Origin of the sequence: Microcystis panniformis FACHB-1757 (genome assembly GCF_001264245.1) — a bacterium.
Taxonomy (GTDB): Bacteria; Cyanobacteriota; Cyanobacteriia; order Cyanobacteriales; family Microcystaceae; genus Microcystis; species Microcystis panniformis.
The window spans coordinates 788120-806893 of the sequence record NZ_CP011339.1; the positions used below are offsets into that span (position 1 = coordinate 788120).

General features: G+C 41.8%; 27 protein-coding genes and 1 pseudogene. 16 read left to right on the forward strand and 12 right to left on the reverse strand.

Annotated features, from left to right (window positions below):
• Window positions 1-48: 48 nt before the first annotated feature.
• From VL20_RS03780 to VL20_RS32235, 4 genes and pseudogenes are all read left to right on the forward strand, one after another.
• Complete coding sequence (locus VL20_RS03780; RefSeq protein ID WP_002760519.1) at window positions 49-339, forward strand: UPF0175 family protein; 291 nt, start codon at window positions 49-51, stop codon at window positions 337-339.
• Window positions 323-818, forward strand: a pseudogene (locus VL20_RS03785) (DUF3368 domain-containing protein). The gene VL20_RS03780 and the pseudogene VL20_RS03785 overlap by 17 nt, the downstream one beginning before the upstream one ends.
• 27 nt (window positions 819-845) lie before the next feature.
• Window positions 846-1067, forward strand: coding sequence for a hypothetical protein (locus VL20_RS03790; RefSeq protein ID WP_002749976.1), 222 nt, complete (start codon window positions 846-848; stop codon window positions 1065-1067).
• A 131-nt stretch (window positions 1068-1198) separates the two neighbouring features.
• Window positions 1199-1447 (forward strand): PIN domain-containing protein, encoded by a 249-nt coding sequence (locus tag VL20_RS32235; protein WP_249264971.1) that lies wholly within the window; start codon window positions 1199-1201, stop codon window positions 1445-1447.
• Window positions 1448-1614: 167 nt separating this feature from the next.
• Here VL20_RS32235 and VL20_RS32240 read toward each other — a convergent pair whose 3' ends face one another.
• Window positions 1615-1740 carry a hypothetical protein gene (locus tag VL20_RS32240; protein ID WP_283160201.1) on the reverse strand — a complete coding sequence of 42 codons (126 nt, stop codon included), beginning with the start codon at window positions 1738-1740 and terminating at the stop codon, window positions 1615-1617.
• Between the two features lie 16 nt (window positions 1741-1756).
• Here VL20_RS32240 and VL20_RS03795 point away from each other — a divergent pair, with 16 nt between their 5' ends.
• The 5 genes from VL20_RS03795 to VL20_RS03815 all read left to right on the forward strand — a co-directional run bounded on the left by VL20_RS03795 (window position 1757) and on the right by VL20_RS03815 (window position 5417).
• On the forward strand, window positions 1757-2407 hold the full coding sequence (locus tag VL20_RS03795; RefSeq protein WP_052275650.1) for a DUF3782 domain-containing protein: 651 nt from the start codon (window positions 1757-1759) through the stop codon (window positions 2405-2407).
• 113 nt (window positions 2408-2520) lie between these two features.
• Window positions 2521-3150, forward strand: coding sequence for a DUF3782 domain-containing protein (locus tag VL20_RS03800; protein WP_052275651.1), 630 nt, complete (start codon window positions 2521-2523; stop codon window positions 3148-3150).
• Between the two features lie 111 nt (window positions 3151-3261).
• Window positions 3262-3912, forward strand: a complete 651-nt coding sequence (locus VL20_RS03805) for a DUF3782 domain-containing protein (RefSeq protein ID WP_052275652.1) — start codon at window positions 3262-3264, stop codon at window positions 3910-3912.
• A gap of 113 nt (window positions 3913-4025) precedes the next feature.
• Entirely contained in the window at window positions 4026-4634 is a 609-nt protein-coding gene (locus VL20_RS03810) for a DUF3782 domain-containing protein (RefSeq protein WP_052275653.1), read from the forward strand.
• A gap of 111 nt (window positions 4635-4745) precedes the next feature.
• Entirely contained in the window at window positions 4746-5417 is a 672-nt protein-coding gene (locus tag VL20_RS03815) for a DUF3782 domain-containing protein (RefSeq protein ID WP_052275654.1), read from the forward strand.
• An 84-nt stretch (window positions 5418-5501) separates the two neighbouring features.
• On the opposite strand, the gene VL20_RS03820 is transcribed toward VL20_RS03815, so the two are convergent.
• Entirely contained in the window at window positions 5502-6545 is a 1044-nt protein-coding gene (locus VL20_RS03820; RefSeq protein WP_052275655.1) for an IS630 family transposase, read from the reverse strand.
• Between the two features lie 125 nt (window positions 6546-6670).
• On the opposite strand from VL20_RS03820, the gene VL20_RS03825 reads away from it, so the two are divergent.
• From VL20_RS03825 to obgE, 5 genes are all read left to right on the forward strand, one after another.
• The gene (locus tag VL20_RS03825; RefSeq protein ID WP_052278374.1) at window positions 6671-7321 is read left to right on the forward strand and encodes a DUF3782 domain-containing protein; all 651 of its coding nucleotides are present in this window, start codon (window positions 6671-6673) and stop codon (window positions 7319-7321) included.
• A 464-nt stretch (window positions 7322-7785) separates the two neighbouring features.
• Window positions 7786-8112, forward strand: a complete 327-nt coding sequence (locus VL20_RS03830) for a nucleotidyltransferase domain-containing protein (RefSeq protein ID WP_052275657.1) — start codon at window positions 7786-7788, stop codon at window positions 8110-8112.
• Window positions 8109-8492, forward strand: coding sequence for a HEPN domain-containing protein (locus VL20_RS03835; RefSeq protein WP_002787843.1), 384 nt, complete (start codon window positions 8109-8111; stop codon window positions 8490-8492). Before VL20_RS03830 ends, VL20_RS03835 begins: the two co-directional genes overlap by 4 nt.
• A 436-nt stretch (window positions 8493-8928) precedes the next feature.
• Window positions 8929-9105 carry a hypothetical protein gene (locus VL20_RS27170; RefSeq protein WP_221634927.1) on the forward strand — a complete coding sequence of 59 codons (177 nt, stop codon included), beginning with the start codon at window positions 8929-8931 and terminating at the stop codon, window positions 9103-9105.
• Window positions 9106-9149: 44 nt separating this feature from the next.
• On the forward strand, window positions 9150-10178 hold the full coding sequence (obgE, locus tag VL20_RS03840; RefSeq protein ID WP_002787844.1) for a GTPase ObgE: 1029 nt from the start codon (window positions 9150-9152) through the stop codon (window positions 10176-10178).
• A 9-nt stretch (window positions 10179-10187) separates the two neighbouring features.
• Here the strand turns inward: obgE and VL20_RS03845 are convergent, their stop codons facing one another.
• From VL20_RS03845 to purS, 6 genes are all read right to left on the reverse strand, one after another.
• Window positions 10188-10553, reverse strand: a complete 366-nt coding sequence (locus VL20_RS03845; protein WP_002787845.1) for a KH domain-containing protein — start codon at window positions 10551-10553, stop codon at window positions 10188-10190.
• Window positions 10546-10794, reverse strand: a complete 249-nt coding sequence (gene rpsP, locus VL20_RS03850; protein ID WP_002736858.1) for a 30S ribosomal protein S16 — start codon at window positions 10792-10794, stop codon at window positions 10546-10548. The genes VL20_RS03845 and rpsP overlap by 8 nt, the downstream gene beginning before the upstream one ends.
• Window positions 10795-11358: 564 nt before the next feature.
• Window positions 11359-12435 carry a dTDP-glucose 4,6-dehydratase gene (gene rfbB / locus VL20_RS03855; RefSeq protein WP_043995804.1) on the reverse strand — a complete coding sequence of 359 codons (1077 nt, stop codon included), beginning with the start codon at window positions 12433-12435 and terminating at the stop codon, window positions 11359-11361.
• 46 nt (window positions 12436-12481) lie between these two features.
• The gene (locus VL20_RS03860) at window positions 12482-13408 is read right to left on the reverse strand and encodes a CDF family zinc efflux transporter Cdf31 (protein WP_052275658.1); all 927 of its coding nucleotides are present in this window, start codon (window positions 13406-13408) and stop codon (window positions 12482-12484) included.
• A gap of 279 nt (window positions 13409-13687) precedes the next feature.
• Window positions 13688-14374 carry a phosphoribosylformylglycinamidine synthase subunit PurQ gene (gene purQ, locus VL20_RS03865; protein WP_052275659.1) on the reverse strand — a complete coding sequence of 229 codons (687 nt, stop codon included), beginning with the start codon at window positions 14372-14374 and terminating at the stop codon, window positions 13688-13690.
• Window positions 14375-14459: 85 nt separating this feature from the next.
• On the reverse strand, window positions 14460-14717 hold the full coding sequence (purS, locus tag VL20_RS03870) for a phosphoribosylformylglycinamidine synthase subunit PurS (protein WP_002794616.1): 258 nt from the start codon (window positions 14715-14717) through the stop codon (window positions 14460-14462).
• 31 nt (window positions 14718-14748) lie between these two features.
• On the opposite strand from purS, the gene VL20_RS03875 reads away from it, so the two are divergent.
• Window positions 14749-15132, forward strand: coding sequence for a Fur family transcriptional regulator (locus VL20_RS03875; protein WP_002734059.1), 384 nt, complete (start codon window positions 14749-14751; stop codon window positions 15130-15132).
• Window positions 15133-15217: 85 nt separating this feature from the next.
• Here the strand turns inward: VL20_RS03875 and accD are convergent, their stop codons facing one another.
• Genes accD through VL20_RS03890 form a run of 3 tightly spaced genes read right to left on the reverse strand, consistent with a single transcriptional unit; the run spans window position 15218 to window position 17248 of the window.
• On the reverse strand, window positions 15218-16168 hold the full coding sequence (gene accD, locus VL20_RS03880; RefSeq protein ID WP_052275660.1) for an acetyl-CoA carboxylase, carboxyltransferase subunit beta: 951 nt from the start codon (window positions 16166-16168) through the stop codon (window positions 15218-15220).
• A 19-nt stretch (window positions 16169-16187) separates the two neighbouring features.
• A complete protein-coding gene (locus tag VL20_RS03885) occupies window positions 16188-16397 on the reverse strand; it encodes a hypothetical protein (RefSeq protein WP_002746583.1) in 210 nt (69 codons plus the stop codon).
• A 41-nt stretch (window positions 16398-16438) separates the two neighbouring features.
• Window positions 16439-17248: a prepilin peptidase gene (locus VL20_RS03890; RefSeq protein WP_002787854.1), complete on the reverse strand. Its 810-nt coding sequence runs from the start codon at window positions 17246-17248 to the stop codon at window positions 16439-16441.
• Between the two features lie 245 nt (window positions 17249-17493).
• Between VL20_RS03890 and VL20_RS03895 the strand changes: the two genes are divergently transcribed.
• Window positions 17494-17796 (forward strand): YkvA family protein, encoded by a 303-nt coding sequence (locus VL20_RS03895; RefSeq protein ID WP_052275661.1) that lies wholly within the window; start codon window positions 17494-17496, stop codon window positions 17794-17796.
• 142 nt (window positions 17797-17938) lie between these two features.
• Here VL20_RS03895 and VL20_RS03900 read toward each other — a convergent pair whose 3' ends face one another.
• Window positions 17939-18598, reverse strand: coding sequence for a phosphoribosyltransferase (locus VL20_RS03900; protein WP_052275662.1), 660 nt, complete (start codon window positions 18596-18598; stop codon window positions 17939-17941).
• Between the last annotated feature and the right edge of the window lie 176 nt (window positions 18599-18774).

Sequence of the window (18774 nt, forward strand, 5' to 3'; positions counted from 1 at the left end):
ATATTATTCCTGCTAAAATCAAGAAAAACAAATTATCTTTAAACACTCATGAACATTAACGTAACATTTCCCGAAGAACTTCTCATTGCCGCCAGAGAAGAAAAAGAAACATTCTCTCGTAAAGTCATAATTTATACATTAGGGCATCTTTATCAAGAAGGAAAAATTTCAGCAGGAATCGGCGCACAAGTATTAGGATGCGATAAATATACATTTTATACACTTCTCTCTGAGTATGGTTTTTCCATTATTGATTACACAGCAGAAGAATGGGAATCAGAAATACAAACCAGCCGTAAATTAGCCCAAAAAATCCAAGAGAATGAAGATAATTGTTAATTCTACACCGATCATCGCCTTATCTTTGATTAATCAATTAGATCTTCTTAATCAGCTATTTAATGAAGTGATTATTCCTTGGGCAGTTTATCAAGAAATTGTCATCGCTGGAGATAATAAACCGGGGGGCAAAAGAACTCAAAAATGCCAATTGGATTCAAGTTCAAGAAGTTGCATCATCATCTCCTCTTGAACCGCTATTACTAGGATTAGATCGAGGAGAATTAGAAGTTATTCTCTTGGCAATTTCAATCAAACCAGACTGGGTAATTATAGATGAGAAATTAGCAAGAAGAGTTGCCAAAGCTATGGGATTAACCGTCAAAGGAACATTAGGAATTCTCTTGGTTGGTTTTTATGCAGGTTATCTATCTAAACAAGAAATTTTAGATTTATCACAACAGTTAGTTGATTATGGAATTCGTATTAGTTCTCCGATTCTTAATTGGCTAAAAACAGAATTAGACAATGATCATTAATACCAAATCAATACAAAATAAACTACCATGAAACAACTAATCGTACACATTCGTGACCAAGAAAAAGCAGAAACACTCTCTAAAATTTTAACTGCTTTAGATTTTGTTGACTCCGTAGAAATCATCGAAGATCAAACAACATTATCTGATAACGAGCAAGACTTCTTTGCCCTGGCAGGATTGTGGGAAGACAGGGATATTACCCCTAAATCTATCCGTGAAGCAGCATGGCGAGAAGAAAAACGATGATTTTATGTGACACCAATATCCTCATTGAATTCTATAAAAACAACCATAGAATTATCGAAGAGCTTCGCCATATTTGACTAAATCAACTAGCCATTAGTTCCATTACTCAAGCCGAATTATATTATGGAGCAATCAATAAAAATGAACTCAACAAAATCAAAAGACATCCCGGATTGCTACATACCTTTCCTGTAGATGTCGCAATATCCAATCAATTTATTAACTTAATGGAAACCTACTCCCTCAGTCACAAACTCAACATCCCTGACTCTATCATTGCCTCAACAGCATTAGTGCAGAATATTAAGCTATATACATTGAATTTGAGAGATTTTTGTTTTATTCAAGGCTTAGAACTCTATGATCTGTCAAATGAATAACCCATCAACGTTAGCATTTTCCAGCGTTCAGCGAACCAGTCATAAATTAGTCAAAAAATCAAAGAGAATGAAGATAATTGTTAATTCTATTCCCAATTTAGCGCCTTTAATCCTTCATTTTGGGGGGGAGGTTGCCTGAAGAGAAGTGTATCAAGGGATTAGGGATGTTAGTCGCTGGTGGCGGTGATTCTTGTTCTATGAATTGCCTCCACCTTACCCAATTGAATCAGCAGTCTGCTCCCCAGTGCCTTCGGCAAGCGCAGAAATCCAATAAAATAGTGAATAGGTGACATCGGGAAAAAATCATCTATGGCAACTACATCAGAAGACGTATGGCGAATCTTAGCCGAATTAGCGACTGCTCAAGCCGAATTGACTGCTGCTCAAAAAGAAACTGACAAACAACTCAAGGAAACTGACCTACTATTGAAGGAAGTCAGTCAACAACAGAAGGAAAACGCCCAACAAATCAAGGAAACTGACCGACAACAGCAGAAAACTGACAAACAACTCAAAGAACTGGGCAAACAAATTGGGGGACTCGGGGCAAAATTCGGCAGCTTTACCGAAGGACTTGCTCTCCCCTCAATGGAAACGATTCTCAGACAACGGTTCGGTATGAAAGTTGTTAGTCCCAGTGTCCGAGCCAGCGAAGATGGACAACACCTAGAAATTGATGTCCTTGCCTATACCAATGGTGAGCTAAATATCGCCTATATCGTCGAGGTTAAAAGTCATGCCAGAGAGGAGTCTATTACACAATTAAAAAGTATTTTACAACGGTTTCGCCGCTTTTTTCCTGAACACAAAGATAAAAAACTCTATGGCATATTAGCTGCGGTTCATGTATCCCCGGAATTACGGGAAAAAATTCTGCGAGAAGGGTTTTATGTGGCTCGGATTCATGACCAAGTATTTGAACTCGATATTCCCGATAATTTTCAACCTCAAACCTATTAAAACATCAAGGGCTATCGCTCTATCTTCCCCAAAGGAAAAAACACTCTCTTATTCATGAATCGGCAAAATTCAGTAAAATAGTAATAGACCAAATCAGAGAGAAAAAATCATCTATGACGACTACATCAGAAGACGTATGGCGAATCCTAGCCGAATTAGCAACTGCTCAAGCCGAATTGACTGCTGCTCAAAAAGAAACTGACAAACAACTGAAGGAAGTTAGTCAACAACAGAAGGAAACTGACCGACAACTCAAGGAAACTGACCGACAACAGAAGAAAACTGACAAACAACTCAAAGAATTAGGTCAGCAAATTGGGGGACTTGGTGCAAAATTCGGCAGCTTTACCGAAGGACTTGCCCTTCCCTCAATGGAAACGATTCTCAGGCAACGCTTTGGTATGGAAGTTGTCAGTCCCAGTGTGCGAGTCAGTAAAGATGGACAACACCTAGAAATTGATGTCCTTGCCTATACCAATGGTGAGCTAAATACCGCCTATATCGTTGAGGTTAAAAGTCATGCTAGAGAGGAATCCATTACACAATTAAAAAGTATTTTGCAACGGTTTCGCAGCTTTTTCCCTGAACACAAAGAAAAAAAACTCTATGGCATACTAGCATCGGTTGACTTATCCAACGAATTACGGGAAAAAATTCTGCAAGAAGGGTTTTATGTGGCTCGGATTCATGACCAAGTATTTGAACTCGATATTCCTGATAATTTTCAACCTCGACCTTATTAAAAATTTAGATGCGATTGCCCTCTTCCCCAAAGGAAAAACAACTCTCTTATTCATGAATCGGCCAAATTCAGTAAAATAGTAATAGACCAAATCAGAGGGAAAAATTTATCTATGGCAACTACATCAGAAGACGTATGGAGACTCTTAGCCGAATTAGCGACGGCTCAGGCCGAATTAACTGCTGCTCAAAAAGAAACTGACAAACAACTGAAGGAAGTTAGTCAACAACAGAAGGAAACTGACCGACAACTCAAGGAAACTGACCGACAACAGAAGGAAACCGAGCGACGACAACAGGAAACCGACCGACAACTCAAAGAATTAGGACGGCAAATTGGGGGACTTGGTGCAAAATTCGGCAGTTTTACCGAAGGACTTGCCCTTCCCTCAATGGAAACGATTCTCAGACAACGGTTTGGTATGGAAGTTATCAGTCCCAGTGTCCGAGTCAGTAAAGATGGAAAACACCTAGAAATTGATGTCCTTGCCTATACTAATGGTGAGCTAAATACTGCCTATATCGTCGAGGTTAAAAGTCATGCTAGAGAAGAATCCATTACACAATTAAAAAGTATTTTGCAACGGTTTCGCCGCTTTTTCCCCGAACACAAAGATAAAAAACTCTATGGCATACTAGCATCGGTTGACTTATCCCCAGAATTACGGGAAAAAATTCTGCAAGAAGGGTTTTATGTGGCTCGGATTCATGACCAAGTATTTGAACTCGATATTCCTGATAATTTTCAACCTCGACCTTATTAAAAATTTAAATGTAATCGCTCTATCTTGCCCAAAGGCAGCAACACTTTTTTCTTCATGAATCGGCAAAATTAAGTAAAATAGTAATAGACCAAATTAAAGGAAAAAAATTATCTATGGCAACTACATCCGAAGACGTATGGCGAATCTTAGCCGAATTAGCGACTGCTCAAGCTGAATTAACTGCTGCTCAAGCCGAATTAACTGCTGCTCAAAAAGAAACTGACCGACAACAGAAGGAAACCGAGCGACGACAACAGGAAACCGACCGACAACTCAGAGAATTAGGTAAACAAATTGGGGGACTTGGTGCAAAATTCGGCAGTTTTACCGAAGGACTTGCCCTTCCCTCAATGGAAACGATTCTCAGACAACGGTTCGGCATGAAAGTTGTTAGTCCCAGTGTCCGAGCCAGCGAAGATGGACAACACCTAGAAATTGATGTCCTTGCCTATACCAATGGTGAGCTAAATACTGCCTATATCGTCGAGGTTAAAAGTCATGCTAGAGAGGAGTCTATTACACAATTAAAAAGTATTTTACAACGGTTTCGCGGCTTTTTTCCTGAACACAAAGATAAAAAACTCTATGGCATACTAGCATCGGTTGACTTATCCCCAGAATTACGGGAAAAAATTCTGCAAGAAGGGTTTTATGTGGCTCGGATTCATGACCAAGTATTTGAACTCGATATTCCTGATAATTTTCAACCTCGACCTTATTAAAAATTTAGATGCGATTGCCCTCTTCCCCAAAGGAAAAACAACTCTCTTATTCATGAATCGGCCAAATTCAGTAAAATAGTAATAGACCAAATCAGAGGGAAAAATTTATCTATGGCAACTACATCAGAAGACGTATGGAGACTCTTAGCCGAATTAGCGACGGCTCAGGCCGAATTAACTGCTGCTCAAAAAGAAACTGACCTACTATTGAAGGAAGTCAGTCAACAACAGAAGGAAAACGCCCAACAACAGAAGGAAACTGACCGACAACTCAAGGAAACTGACCGACAACAGAAGGAAACCGAGCGACGACAACAGGAAACCGACCGACAACTCAAAGAATTAGGACGGCAAATTGGGGGACTTGGTGCAAAATTCGGCAGTTTTACCGAAGGACTTGCCCTTCCCTCAATGGAAACGATTCTCAGACAACGGTTTGGTATGGAAGTTATCAGTCCCAGTGTGCGAGTCAGTAAAGATGGACAACACCTAGAAATTGATGTCCTTGCCTATACCAATGGTGAGCTAAATACTGCCTATATCGTCGAGGTTAAAAGTCATGCTAGAGAAGAATCCATTACACAATTAAAAAGTATTTTACAACGGTTTCGCCGCTTTTTCCCCGAACACAAAGATAAAAAACTCTATGGCATACTAGCATCGGTTGACTTATCCCCAGAATTACGGGAAAAAATTCTGCAAGAAGGGTTTTATGTGGCTCGGATTCACGACCAAGTATTTGAATTAGATATTCCTGATAATTTTCAACCTCGACCTTATTAAAAATTTAAATGTAATCGCTCTATCTTGCCCAAAGGCAGCAACACTTTTTTCTTCATGAATCGGCAAAATTAAGTAAAATATACTTTAGACGTTCATAATCTGAGATTTATTAAACTTCTGAAATCGTAGAGTCAGCAAGGAATCCAGTTCTTTTTTATGTTTCAGATGGGCATCATTCAGACATTCATAAATAGCTGAAGAAAAGTCAGAAAAGTTCTCATAATATTTACCATATAAACATTTCTTTTTGACCAATTTCCACAGCCTTTCAATTAAATTTAGATTAGGTGAATAAGACGGCAGATAGAGCAGCTCTATTGACAAAGAAAGAGCCAATTCTTCAACAATTTTACATTTTTGATAGCGGGCATTATCTAAGACTAGAGTGATGGGAATCATTAGTCCTAAAGCAGCTATTTTTTCAAGGAGTTCACAGACTTGAGTTGCCGTAATATAAGTGTCATTCGTAACCAGAATAACTTCATGAGTTATTGCATTTAATGCTCCTAAAACATTGAAGCGTTTACGCCCGCTCGGTGACTTAACAAAAAGTCTCTCAAAACACCAAACAAAACCGAGAAATGCTCCCATGACGAAGTGAGCGGCATCAACAAAAAAAACAGCCCTTTTTCCTTCTTTTGCCTCATTTAGTCTGGGTTCTAGCTTTTTTTCTTTGTAGTCCTCTTGTTCATCTGGGTCAGCTTTAGAAGGAAGAGAACCTACTTTTAAACATTTCATTCCCATTGATTTTAAAAATTTTCTCACTTGGGTAGGACTTCGTTTTATTCCCGTCAATTCTTCTATCCTATATACAGCTTCATTTATTGTGGCTGCTGGATTTTTCTCGAAGTATTTTTTGAGGGTTTCTTTTTGAAACTCTAATTCACTTTTAGGGCGATAGAAGTTGATTTCTTTTAATTTTTCTATTCCGCCTTCTTGATAATCGCGAAGATAGGTTAATAAGGTATTTGGCGAGATTCCTGCTAACTGACAAATTTTTTGGTGCGGTATCTTTTGGCTTTTTAACCAGAGAACTTCCATCTTCAGTTGAACCCGGGGATGGGGATGATGAAATCTTTCATAATACAGTGAGTTCTTTTCTTCTTCCGTGAATTCTAGGTTAATCATGTTTTTAATGAGTGCTTTGCTTCTAATTATGACTCTTAAACTATATTATTGTCCTTGAGTAAAAAATGCAAGTTGTAGCCGTGCAAAGTATAGTAATAGACCAAATTAAAGGAAAAAAATTATCTATGGCAACTACATCCGAAGACGTATGGCGAATCTTAGCCGAATTAGCGACTGCTCAAGCTGAATTAACTGCTGCTCAAGCCGAATTAACTGCTGCTCAAAAAGAAACTGACAAACAACTGAAGGAAGTTAGTCAACAACAGAAGGAAACTGACCGACAACAGAAGGAAAACGCCCAACAACAGAAGAAGACTGACAAACAACTCAAAGAATTAGGTCAGCAAATTGGGGGATTAGGGGCAAAATTCGGCAGCTTTACCGAAGGACTTGCCCTTCCCTCAATGGAAACGATTCTCAGACAACGGTTTGGTATGGAAGTTATCAGTCCCAGTGTGCGAGTCAGTAAAGATGGACAACACCTAGAAATTGATGTCCTTGCCTATACCAATGGTGAGCTAAATACTGCCTATATCGTCGAGGTTAAAAGTCATGCTAGAGAGGAGTCTATTACACAATTAAAAAGTATTTTGCAACGGTTTCGCCGCTTTTTCCCCGAACACAAAGATAAAAAACTCTATGGCATACTAGCATCGGTTGACTTATCCCCAGAATTACGGGAAAAAATTCTGCAAGAAGGGTTTTATGTGGCTCGGATTCATGACCAAGTATTTGAACTCGATATTCCTGATAATTTTCAACCTCAAATCTATTAAGTAGTCGTGCAAAATAAATTTCCTAGTGAAGAAAGGCAAAAGGCAAGAGGCAAGAGGCAAGAGGTGGTTAGATATGTGTAATTAATTTTGCTTAGGTACTTAAAACCTCAAAGGCGATGAGAGCATCCCATTTTCGCCAATCGCCTTCTACAGATGGGAAGTTTTCTCCTGAAACTGGTTCACACAGACAATCCCCCAATCCAAAATCCAAAATGAGATGTTCCCAACCCTTCAGGCTTTGGGGAGTCTCACTCGTTCCAATGTCCTTGAAACTATTTCCAACTTAGCGCCTTTAATCCTTCATTTGGAGGGGGAGGTTGCCTTAAGAGAAGTGTATCAAAGTATTAGGGATGTTAGTCGCTGGTGGCGGTGATGCTCATAAATCAATTAGAAGTGCTACGATCAGCACAGGCCACCATAATACATTTTTTTGCCAAATACAATAATTTCTAGGTAATAAAACAATGGCTCAATTACAAACCCTAATGCCTATACTACAAGAATTTCGCCAAGAATTAGCAAAGTTTTATGGAAAACGGTTAGTAAAACTCATCCTTTTTGGTTCACAAGCGAGGGGTAACGCCAATGAGGACTCAGATCTTGATATTATGGTCGTATTAAAAGGCCCCATTTCCCCTGGAGATGAAGTGATTCGGATGGCAGACATCGCTACTCAACTAGACCTTAAATATAATACCTTCATTTCTTTGATTCCCATCGCCGATGAAGACTTTGTACATCGACAAACCCCATTAATGGACAATATTCGCCGAGAAGGGATTGTCCTGTGAACCAAAACCAAATTTCGTCCTATATCAATCAAGCTAATGAAGAATTAGAAGCGGCCACCCTATTACTTGAAAAAAATTATTATCGTGCTTGTATTTCTCGTTGCTATTATGCCATTTATTGTACAGTCCAAGCTCTGTTAATAGTTAAAAATATCAATACTCGTAGTCATCGAGGGGTACGACAGCAATTTTCTCAACATTTTATTCAAACAGGGGAATTACCATTAGAACTATCAAAAGCGTTAAGAATTACCTATGATTTACGACAATTAGGAGATTATGATCAAGTTATTGAAATAACTAGGGAACAAACACAAATTGCCTTAGAATACGCCACAGTATTTGTAGAACAAGCAAGCCACTGGCTTAATACACATTAGTTTAGTATAAAGAGATAGATAAATTATCAGGGTAAGCTCATCTAATTTGGTATAAATTGTACTTGACAAAGATTTCTGAATAGGGTAGTGAAATCGCCATAGCACCGTCCCGCACCGCCAGTACCCAGACTTAGCCGCTGCTACCTCTGTATAATTTATAATTAAGCCTTAGTCTCACTGTTGTTCATGAAAATTAACGAGGAAATAGCTCATGGGTAAAGGTTTTGCCCCCAGGGTGAGAGCATCTCAAACGCTATTGACAATTAGCCAATTTTGTGAACCGCTTGCTGTGTGGGCATTTCAAGTGATACCAGTCAATCAGAATAGTTACGAAATATTCACATTTGGTCGATTTTTGCTTAACAATTGAGATGGCCAATTCTCCTCAAATATGCCTGAATCGCTCTCTGGATAAGCAAATCACATAAAGTTGATTTTGTCAAGAATTGTTAAGATGCGCTTACCCTGTATTGACGTAGATATTATTATTCTTGCTCATTGGCAGTTATTAAAAAAACAATATCCGAGCCGTTATCTAGTCATCGCTACTACCAATGTCAAACATTTTCAGGGATTCGCAGAAGCTTTAAATTGGCAAGATGTTAACCTATAACAGCTTTGAGCTTGATCATTTTTTCACTTTAATTACTTAATCTTATGCAGTTTATTGATCGCGCCGAAATAGAAGTAGAAGGGGGTAAGGGAGGTGATGGAATTGTCGCTTTCCGTCGGGAAAAATACGTCCCCGCCGGCGGTCCGGCCGGCGGTAATGGGGGAAAAGGTGGTTCGGTGATTTTCGTGGCCACTCAGAACCTGCAAACCCTGCTAGATTTCCAGTATAGTCGCTATTTTAAGGCCGATGACGGTAAACGGGGCGGCCCGAACAACTGCACCGGGGCCAACGGTAGCGATCGCATTATTAAAGTTCCCTGTGGTACAGTGGTTTACAATCTCGATAGCGAGGAAATTATCGGCGATTTGGTCACTCCCGAACAGACTTTAATCGTCGCTGCTGGAGGAAAAGGGGGATTAGGCAACCGCCACTTTTTAAGCAATAATAATCGCGCGCCTGAATACGCTTTACCCGGTTTAGACGGAGAAAAACGCCATTTACGCCTAGAATTGAAGTTATTAGCAGAAGTGGGACTGATCGGGCTGCCCAATGCGGGAAAATCCACCCTAATCTCCGCCGTTTCCTCTGCTCGTCCCAAAATCGCCGATTATCCCTTTACAACTCTTATCCCTAACCTGGGAGTGGTACGCAAACCCACAGGAGACGGGACGGTATTCGCCGATATTCCTGGATTAATCGAGGGAGCGCACCGAGGAATCGGCCTAGGACATGAATTTTTACGCCATATCGAACGCACACGCCTGTTAATTCATCTTGTCTCCTTGACAGCAGAAGACCCGATCGCCGATTATCAAATTATCCAGGGAGAATTGGCCGCCTATGGTCGAGGCTTAGAAAAGCGATCACAAATACTGGTTTTCAACAAAATTGATGCTGTGGACGAGGAAACGATAGATAACTATCAAAAGCAGTTTGCTAAAATAACCAATGCCGAGATTTTGACTATTTCCGCCGTAACAGGAGCCGGATTAACCACTCTACTCGCCAAAGTTTGGCAGCAATTAGAGCAACTGGAGAGGGTCGAGGATGAAACCCCTTCCCTGTTTTCCTAAAATCGCTCGTTAGTTGTTGAGCTGCCGGGGTGCGGGTGGTCGTCGATTGCTCGGTCTTCTTTCCGTACCTTCAAAGTTACCATTAGAACGACGGGTGCGGCGCTGTTCGCCTTCATTTTCGGCCGCATAGACTTCTAGATAAAGAGAGCGACCCGCACTCGCGGCCGCCATTTCTAGGGTAGTTCTAATCGCCTGTAAATTGCGTCCTCCCCGGCCGTAAACTTTGCCTTTATCGGCATCATCGAAGGCTACACGCACCCAAAGACGTTCATTTTCCTTACAGCGCTCGATATCCAATCTCAGACTGGCCGGCTCTTCCAAAAACGGCTCGATAATAAATTTCACCAGTTCGAGATAATTGGGGGTACTAGGCATTGATTTTCTCGAAAATTTTCTGTTTGGTGAGAATGCTGCGCACGGTGTCCGTCGGTTGCGCTCCTTGTTGTAAGCGTCGGATGATTCCTTCCTCATCCAGACGCACTTCATCGGTGCGGGGATTGTAAAATCCTAATTCCTCTAGGGGACGACCATCGCGACGACTGGTGCTAACGGCCGCAACGATACGATAACTGGCTTCGCGTTTTTTACCAAAGCGTTTTAGACGTAATTTGATCATGGTTACTCAAAAATTCTCCTTTCAGATTCTAACTCATCCCGGTGGTATTTCCACAAGTGGCGATCGAGGAAACGGTCGGCAGCCATTGGCTATTATTGAAAATAACGCCGGTTCTTCGTTACTTGGTATGGTTCGATAGGGGGGCATAAATCGACTAAATCCTTATCTGGCAAGAGACTTAATTGATTAGTTCGCTCTAGAAAAAAACAATTAACAAAAATCGCTAAATGCCTTTCTATATAAGGGTTCCATCCCTTATAACTCCCGTCCATTGCATAACACAAACCGAAGAGCCATAACGCCGATATCTTAATGGTGAGGTACAAAGTTGAAGTGTGTTAGTTTTGGCTAACACACCCGAAATTAAGATTAAATTAAACCTCTTGCATAATTAATTTTTGAGGGTTCAAAAACGTCAAAAATAAGGATTAAATCGCATAAAATCTGTAAATAGACCATTTAACTGATTAATGCTCATTCTTAATTCTACTGACTACTGGCTACTGACTCCTAACCCTAACAACAATTTGTGATTTTTACAAGAGGTCTAGTTTTTACCCCTCTCTAACCGTAAACTTTCCCATAATACTCTTGATATTCTTTGGATAACAAAGGTTGCCACCAATCCCGATGATCGAGATACCATTGAATGGTTTTTCTTAATCCCCCCTCTACCGTTTCTTGAGGTTGCCAACCTAATTCAGTGCGAATTTTACTGGCATCAATAGCATACCGGCGATCATGTCCGGGGCGATCCTTAACAAAGGTAATTAAATTCTGAGCAGGTTTCACGGGTAAATCGGGAGCTAATTCATCCATTAACTCACATAACATCCTGACTAAATCGATATTTTTTACCTCATTATTTCCGCCAATATTATAGGTTTCTCCCGCTTTGCCTTTGTGAATAACTGTATCTAAAGCTTGACAATGATCCCGCACATATAACCAATCTCGAACATTTTGACCATCACCATAAACGGGTAAAGGTTTACCCAAAAGAATATTAATACACATCAAAGGAATTAACTTTTCAGGAAAATGATAAGAACCATAATTATTAGAACAATTAGTAATAATTGTCGGCATTCCGTAGGTGTGAAAATAAGCTCTCGCTAGATGATCACTCCCCGCTTTTGAGGCAGAATAGGGACTATTAGGCGCATAGGGAGTAGTTTCGGTAAAAGCCGGATCATCTACTCCTAAACTGCCATAAACCTCATCGGTGGAAACGTGCAGAAAACGATAGTTATCGGGTTGATGATTACTTAACCAATGTTGCCGAAAACTTTCTAATAGAGTAAAAGTTCCCACCACATTAGTTTGCACAAAAGCTCCAGGACCAAGAATCGATCGATCCACATGGGATTCGGCGGCAAAATGAGCAACCGTATCGATATTTTCACCAGCAAATAATTCATCAACTAAAGCTCGATCGCAGATATCCCCTTGCAGAAAACGGAAATTCTTTCTATCTTTCAGTGTCCCTAAATTATTCAAATTGCCCGCATAGGTAAGAGCATCGAGAACAATGACACGATCCTCAGGATAATTCTCGCACCAATGATGAACAAAATTCGAGCCGATAAATCCTGCTCCACCAGTAACTACTATGCTTCTAGCTTGATTCTCCGTCGTCATGGCCACCTCTAGCAAAAGTTCGCTACTTATTTTAGGCTTTTTTGCTTCACACTTCTTCATCAAAAGTGATCCGATCAGAGTGATAATCCGGCGGTTCAACGTGAATTAAAATTCTCACAGGGCTAAATTGTTGGCTTAATCTTGCTTCCACCGCTTCCGTGATTGCGTGAGCAGTTTCCACATCTTGAGCGGAGACAACTAGGTGCATTTCTATAAATACCTGTCTTCCCACCACTCCCCGAGACGCGATCGCATGACAATTAAGCACCCCCGGCACCTCCAAGACAATTTGATGAATCACTTCAGGAGCGATCGCCATTTCATCCACTAACAAAGGTAAATTCTCCTTGAGGACTTTCCAACCACTGCTAAACACCAAAAAAGCGACAGGAAAGGACAAAATCACATCTAACCATTGTAATTGGGGAATATTAGCCGTATTGCCCACCCAAACCCCAACTAACCCCAATAAAACCGTAATTGTCACCCACACATCACTCATGGTATGCCTAGCATCGGCAATCAAAATCGGACTACCGACACGCTGCCCCACGGATCTTTCATAATAGGTGACAAAAATATTCACCCCTAAAACGATAATTAATAGCCATAATTCCGGACCGGCAATCTCGACAGGTTTTCCTCCTTTGATAATACGCATGATCGCCCCTTGCAAGATTTCAAAACAGGCAATCCCCAAAAATGCGGCGATCGCTAAAGCTCCGATCGCTTCGTATTTCAGATGTCCGTAGGGATGATCTCGATCTGGATAGGGAGAGGAAAACCGCATCGCTACTAATCCCAAGACATTATTGGCACTATCGGTGACACTATGGAGAGCATCCGCTTGCAGACTTAAAGCACCAATCCTCAAACCCACCCCCGCTTTGATCGCCATAACCAAAATGTTCAGCAGTAGGGTGATCCAGAGAACTTTTTGGACGGTAGCCCGATTATCTTTTAAAACAGCCACAGGATTATCAGTTATCAGTTATCAGTGGGTAAGTTATCAGTTATCAGTTATCAGTGGGTAAGTTATCAGTTATCAGGGAAATTTCAACTAAAACCCCAAAACCCCAAAAACCCAACTACTTGAGGGTTGAAAAAGGGCAAAAATAAGGATTAAATTGCCTAAAGTCGGTAAATAGACCATTTAATTGATTATTATTCATTTTTAATTCTCCTGACTACTGACGACCGGCTACTGACTCCTGACCCTAACAACAATTTTTGATTTTTACAAGAGGTCTAGTCAACAACAATTGATCAACTCCTGAAATAACAGACTCCCATCGGTCAAATTGAGCATCAGATCGGCGGCGCGTTCGGGATGAGGCATCATTCCTAGCACATTTCCTGCTTTATTGGTAATTCCTGCAATATTATTTAACGAACCGTTGGGATTTCCCGACTCATTTACCTCTCCTGTGGGAGTACAGTAACGAAAGAGAATTTGTCCGTTATCCTCCAGAGATTTTAACGTATCTTCTGCGGCATAATAACGCCCTTCCCCGTGAGCAATCGGCAAATTAACCACCTGTTGTGGTTGATAGCCTCGCGTCCAGACAGATTGATTATTTTCCACTTTTACCGGCACTCGATCACAAATAAAATGTAAATCGCGATTACGAATTAACGCACCGGGTAGCAGCCCAATTTCCGTTAATACCTGAAAACCATTACAGATGCCTAAAACTAATTTACCTTTTTCGGCTTCTTCTCGGACAGTTTTCATCGCTGGCGAAAATCGAGCGATCGCACCACAGCGCAAATAATCGCCGTAACTAAATCCCCCCGGCACCACAATCACATCCACATCCCCTAGATCCGTCTCTTGATGCCAAATATAGCGGGTGGGTTGCTGAAAAATACCCTCTGTCACCGTTGCCACATCTCGATCGCAATTCGATCCGGGGAAAACAATAATCCCAAACTTCATAATTTTTAACTTGGTTAAGTTTTTTAGCAGAAGGTGACAGATAAATTTTAATTATTTGCCCTACCTCCCGTCTTCTGACTTCTATCTACTGACAATGCAAATCAAAGCGATAATTTTCAATTACAGGATTAGCCAATAGTTGATCGCACATTTGATCCAATTGTTCGCGGGCGCTGGTTTCGTCCGCTGCTGTCACGGTAAGCTCAATATACTTACCAATTCGCACCCCGGCCACAGTATCATAACCTAATTGCTTTAATCCCGACTCTACCGCTGTACCCGCCGGATCGAGAACCGAAGGGCGCAGAGTAACATAAATACAGCACTGATAATTTTTTGGCATAGAATTAACTTTGATCGCTGACCTTTTTGATATGAAATCCCAACGCACCCGATCGCAAGAGCGCATTATCCACTTACTCAAAACCTTAAATCGGGCAGTATCCGCTCAGGAACTGTTTGTGGAACTCCGTCAGCGTGACCAAAACATGGGGTTAGCCACTGTTTACCGCGCCCTAGAATCCCTAAAATTACAGGGTGCAGTGCAGGTGAGAACCCTAGCCACAGGAGAATCCCTCTACAGTTCCGTTCAGCAGGATCAACACCATCTTACCTGTATTCATTGCGGTCGGTCTATCGTCTTTAATGAGTGTCCCGTTCATGAATTGGAAGAAAAACTCGAAAAATCCCACCAATTCAAGGTTTATTACCATACTCTCGAATTTTTTGGACTTTGCGATCGCTGTCAACCCAGTTAAGTAAGCTGTACTACATTTAAACTGCCTATCGGGTGAATTTAGTACAAATGCTCAGACTTTCAACTCCAGTGCCGTCTTACAGGGATTAAACTGTTGTTTGTCCCTGGGCTGTTTTCAGGGGGATTAACTCTGGTTGACTGTAGTGATGATGACTGTTGAGGGGGGATAACAAGGGGAAAAAGGGCTGATGTAAACTAATTAATTGAGCGAGGGTTTTCTTGAGATGGGTACGGGGAACGATCGCATCGACAAACCCGTGTTTTAATAAGTATTCCGATGTTTGGAACCCTTCCGGCAATTTCTCGCGCAAAGTCTGTTCAATTACCCGTTTACCGGCAAAACCGATAGTAGCCTTCGGTTCAGCGATAATAATATCTCCCAACATGGCAAAACTGGCCGTGACTCCTCCCGTGGTGGGATTAGTCAAGACGGGAATATACAGTAATTTTGCCTCCCGATGCCGGTTAAGAGCGCCAGAAATCTTGGCCATCTGCATTAAACTTAACATTCCCTCCTGCATTCTCGCCCCGCCGGAAGCGCAGATGATCACCAGGGGTAAACTTTCATCGGTAGCTCGTTCCGTCAAACGACAGAGTTTTTCTCCCACCACCGATCCCATGCTACCACCCATAAAACGGAAGTCCATCACCCCTAAAGCTAAGGGTAAACCATCGATCGTCCCCATTCCCGTCCGGACAGCATCCGTCAGACCGGTTTTTTCTTGGCTTTCTCGGATGCGATCGCTATAGCTTTTCCGATCGCGAAATTTGAGCGGATCCGTCGGTCGAATCTGTTCATCGAGGCAATTCCAAGTATTAGCATCCACTAACTGGCGAATTCTTTCTTCACTTTCCACCCGATTATGATGACCGCAATCGAGACACACCAGTTGATTAGCTAATAAATCCTTCGTATAGGCCAAAACGCCGCAATTTGGGCATTTTGTCCATAAACCATCGGCTATTTCTCGTTCCTGTTGTTGTTGAACCTTGGGTTCTGTTTTTTGGCGATTTGCAAACCAATCAAATAGAGACATAGTTTAAAATAAAGATAATTTATCGACTTTCTTCTAGAGGACTTAATAACAAAAGCGCTGTCCAGCGATCTTGGGGACGGACTTGTAGGGCGGCCTGATGCCCCTGGCCGCAATAAATACCAGGGCCAATAGCGATAACGCGACTGGGGATGTCGTGAGCTTTGAGCATTTCCTGTAGCCAATCGGCTTCCCAACTACTGGGGGTTGTTCTAATGGTGATCCAAGACACGGAAGACTATTGTATCAAGATTTAATTACAGGATAACTTTTTTACAAGAAAGGGAAAAAAATGGTTTGATAGGCTGAGATGATCTTATCACTCCAAAATACACTCATCAGAGCGCCGAGGGCAAGAAATGGACCGAAGGGTATAGCTTGTTTTTTCCCCATTTTACCGAGAAAAATGCCCGTCATCCCGATGGCCGCCCCGATAGCGCAGGCCAAAAAAGCGGTGACTAATAATGCTTGCCATCCTAACCAAGCACCGATCATGGCCGCTAATTTCGCGTCCCCTCCCCCCATGGCCTGTTGTCTGAGGGCAAAACTTCCCCCCCACCGGATCAGATCGAATAACCAGACTCCTAAAACCGCACTAGCGATCGCTGAAAAGAGATAGATAACAGTTTGATTATTTTGCCAACCCAAGAGAGTCTGAAAAACTATCCCTAAAACTAATCCCGATTGGGTGAGGGAGTTAGGAAGCGTCATCGTGTCAAAATCAATCAAAGCTAAAGCTAATAACCAACTGAGGAGAATCCAATAGCCGAGGGTCTGCCAAGAAAAGCTAAAATCTCCTAAAACCAGACAAAATAATAAACCGGTAAAAGTTTCGATCGCTGGATAACGGACAGAAATCGGGGTTCTACACCAGCGACAGCGACCCCCTAGCCATAACCAGCCTAAAACGGGTATATTCTCGCTTTTCCCCAACCTATGGTGACATTTCGGACAGTGGGAAGGAGGATAAACTAGAGATATCCCCTGAGGTAATCTATAGATGACCACGTTTAAAAAACTGCCCACCGAGGCACCAAAAGCGAAGACAAAGGCAAAAGTAACTAGATGAAAGAGGGTTTCCATCCTTAAACTGGCAGATAATTGATTAGTTTGTCATCGCCTATTATAGGGGAAAAGATGCCACTATCTCCCCTCTTAAGCATCCAGTAATAATACTTCAGGCTCATCCCTAAAGGTGAATTTTCTTCGGGGCATTTTTAGTGGATAATTAGCGGGGATAACCCTACATAATGGGGGGCAAAACCCCACTATCACCCCCAAGTGGAACCTGACACAATTAAATTATCCCAGTCAGCGAGGACAAATTAATGAAACCGATTGTTGAATCTTTTTACAACTGGTACAGCGGCAAAATCAGTCACCCTAAATATCGTTGGATTATCATTCTGGGAACTATGGTTTATCTTTTTAGTCCCCTCGATATTTCTCCTGACGTTTTCCCGATTATTGGTTGGATCGATGATGGGATCGTCCTCACCCTTTTAACCACGGAATTATCGCGATTAGTTCTTGATTATCGCACTCGCCGTCCAGGAGGAGTCAAGAATCAAACCGAAGTTTCTTCCCCAACCAATACCGTTGATACCGATGCCGTAGAAGTCAAAAGTTAGAACTCTGAAGTCTCAATTTTGACTTCTGAATTCAGGAGATTGCTGTTATTTACTCTCCCCCCGCAACGCACACGAAGTGGTCTCCCCACTTCCCACTCCCCACTTCCTAATTCATAATTCATAATTCATAATTCATAATTCCCTAAACTGGAATCAAAGAACTATCGACGCTGGCTAAAAGTGTTTGCACCTCCTCATCGCTGGTTTGGGAAAAATCTTCGTACCAAAGAGAAATTGATCTCAATTCGTAGGGTTTATGTAGGCAAATTACTCGATCGACTAATTTTTCTAATTGATCACAGACTTCCGGTGGGGCAACAGGAACAGCAATAATAATAGCAGCGGGATTCCCAGCTTTAAGGGTCAGAATCGCCGCTTTAATCGTTGCTCCCGTAGCGATCCCATCATCTACTAGAATAATCGTTTTTCCCGCCAAGACTGGAAAGGGGCGTTCACCTCGATACAAGCGATCGCGTCGCTCTAATTCGAGCATTTCTTCCTTTGCTACCCGTTCCATCATCGCCTCCGATAGGTGCAAGTCGTCAACGATACTTTCATTGATTACCCGCACCCCATTTTGACCGATCGCCCCAAAAGCTAACTCTTTGCGCTCCGGTACACCTAATTTTCGCACCAAACACAGATCTAAAGGCAAGTGTAACCTTTGGGCAATTTCAAAGGCGATCGGAACCCCACCCCGGGGCAAAGCCAAAACTAGCACCCCAGCACTATTGGTATATTCTGTCAAGTAACTAGCTAATAGTCTCCCAGCCGACCGCCGATCTTTGAGCAGATAAGTCATAACTCCCTCCTAGGGGCTAATCCCCGTGGAGATCCCTAGTCTCCCCTGACTCTATTCTATATTTCTCCGCTCATCTCTAGCTGAAATGTTAAGAAATTTAGCGAAGGCTTGACATTTTTTCGGCTAACCGCAGTTTTTCCAGTCCGGAGATCGGCTAAAATCTTAGGCAAAAGGGT